Raw genomic sequence first — 2,752 nt, 5'->3', positions numbered from 1 at the left:
AATTGTGATTTGTCGACTTGGGCTACAAAATCTGCAAACTCATTTTGGAGGGCTAGAGGAGGGAGGGGGACTATAATTTGTAAAAATTTTGATTTCGAAATATTTTTCATACTCCCACTAGTTCCAGAGGCAATTCTCTTAATTTTTAATTTTGTTTTCTCATTTGTAATAAGCTTCCATAAGAAAACTGGATTTACTCGATCATTCAAAATAACCTTCCATAATCTATCTGGCAAATATATATTATCACTATTGATAGCCCAAACATACCCAGCAGCCCCAACTAGTTCAGAAGTGTTCATACGACTAATAATTACATCCCCTATTTCAACTTTATGTTCATCTAAGGGAATATAGTCAATTGGTAAATTTTTTACTTCAGATGAATTAAAATAATCGTACGATACAGCTCCTGTTTTTAATACTTTATTCTTATTATTTTCCTCACCAGCTAAACTTTTACCTGCTCTTAGTTCTTTTATATATGTATCTAAGAATACTGAGTCAGGATACTCTTCGAACATCTCGTTAAATCGGGATTTGACGAGCAAGTTTAGTTCATCTAACTGAAATTTTCTTTTAGTAATAAGCCTTTTAATCGTATTAAGAATACAGATAATGTTCTCTTGTTCTTCGATACCTAGCAATTCTAATTGTAAATCAAGTAATATATTCTTGTTTAAATGAGGAATTGTTGCACCTGTTGAATGATCTCGTAAATACTGCGATTTACTTTCCAAAAAGACTCCCAAGTAATCTGATATAATTTTTTCTTTGTATCGCTCATTCTTTTTTAAGACCGTAATTGTACTACCAACAGCTCCCGATAACCCATAGCCAACTGTTCCTGCATTAGCACCATCCCATGCTATCAGAATATCATCTGGAAGTGCTTCAGTCATATTTAAACTTTCAGTGAATTTTAAATTATTATTATTTCTTAAATCATCTATTTGAATATAACGTTGGCTTAGAGTTGTTTGTTCAGCAAGTACAGTGGCTTTCTTGCCTTTTTTTAGAGATAAGACTTCCCCCAACTTCACTTTTTTCATACAGCCACCTTCCTACTCGAGTAATTTTTCTAATTCAGCCAAGCCGTCTTGAATTTCTTTTTCTAAATCATTGATTTTCTTTAAGATGACCTCTGTTGGTTCATACTCAACTTTTTCATACTCAATCTCTTTATATTTATTGATAGACAAATCATAATCATTTTCCTTTATCTCATCAACTGGAACAAAGAAAGATTGATCCGTTCTCTGACGTTCTGCTTCTTTTTCAAGATGATGAAAGCGTTCGATAATATCTGGAATATCATTGTCGCTAATCGGTTGTCGCTTATCATCCAAACTTAAGCCATCCGCTTTCATATCGTAAAACCAGACCTTGTCAGTACCACCATTGCCAGTTTTTGTAAAGATGAGAATGGCAGTTGAAACTCCAGCATAAGGCTTGAAAACACCACTAGGCATTGAGATTACAGCATCAAGCTTATGGTTCTCTACAATTTCCTGACGAATTCCTTTATGAGCTTTAGACGAACCAAAAAGGACACCATCAGGTACGATAACTGCTGCTCGTCCACCTGGTTTTAAAGTTCGCAAGAAAAGAGAAAGAAAGAGTAATTCTGTTTTTTTGGTTTTTACGGTTGCAAGAAGGTCATTAGAGGTTGAATTGTAGTCAAGTGAGCCCTTAAAAGGAGGATTTGCTAAAACCAAAGTATATTTATCGGCTTCTTCATTATCTTGAGACAGCGAGTCAAGGTAACTGATTTGTGGATTTTCTACTCCATGTAGCATCATGTTCATCGCCCCAAGTCTCAACATAGTCGTATCCGTATCATTTCCATGAAACATCTGATTATGAAAATGATTGATATTATCTGCATTGGTTTCCCATTCATCTTTCTTACGCTTTAAGTAACGGCTAGCAGATACTAAGAAGCCAGCAGAACCCATAGCAGGATCTGAGATAATATCTTTGATAGTCGGTTGCATCAACTCAACCATCATATCGATGATGTGACGAGGTGTACGGAACTGTCCATTTTTACCTGCGGTCGACAATTTTGATAACAGATATTCATAGATATCTCCGATATCAGTAATACTTTGTTTGTCATTATCAAAATCTACATCTAATCCCCTAGTTGGAAAAACATCTAAGATAGAAATTGCCTTTTGAAGCGTAGCAGGTTTATTTATTTGAAAAATAGCTTCTCGCATATATCGTGAAAAGGCTGTATCATCTGTATCTCCCTTGAGATTTTTAATAAACGGAAAAATCTCCTGAGTCATTAAACGATAAACTTCCTGAGCATCTCCTATATTTTTAAAAGTTGACCAACGGTATTCAGGTTTATCTTTTGGAAAAACTCCCTCATAAGGAATCCCTAGAAATTCAGCATCACTTTCACGTCCAAGCTCGACACTATCCAAATCTTTCATAAATAAGAGATAAGTCAACTGTTCAATATTTGTTAAAGGATTTGCGTTTCCTTCTGTCCAAAGAATTTCCCACAACTGATCGATTTTATTTTTTAATTCGCCTGTAATCATATCTTCCCTTTTCTTTAGTTTTTAAAACTTAGTAATATCATTATTTTATCAGATTTCAAACAAAGCTTCAATTAACTATATCTATGCGTCACCTGAATATTTTATACTCTTCGAAAATCTCTTCAAACCACGTCAGCTTCACCTTGCCGTAGGTATATGATACTGACTCTGTCAGTTCTATCCACAACCTCAAA

2 protein-coding genes are annotated in these 2,752 nt (G+C 34.6%); both read right to left on the bottom strand.

Annotated elements, in window-relative coordinates:
* Positions 1 to 1,052 (bottom strand): restriction endonuclease subunit S (locus tag HT701_RS10960; RefSeq protein WP_172931533.1); only part of this gene is annotated, 1,052 nt, incomplete at its 3' end.
* Between the two features lie 12 nt (positions 1,053 to 1,064).
* Positions 1,065 to 2,558: a class I SAM-dependent DNA methyltransferase gene (locus HT701_RS10955; protein WP_119920157.1), complete on the bottom strand. Its 1,494-nt coding sequence runs from the start codon at positions 2,556 to 2,558 to the stop codon at positions 1,065 to 1,067.
* Positions 2,559 to 2,752: the final 194 nt, after the last annotated feature.

Source organism: Streptococcus sp. 10824 (genome assembly GCF_013276595.1).
In the GTDB taxonomy this organism is placed as follows: domain Bacteria; phylum Bacillota; class Bacilli; order Lactobacillales; family Streptococcaceae; genus Streptococcus; species Streptococcus pseudopneumoniae.
This window is presented reverse-complemented; position numbering and strand designations above follow the sequence as displayed.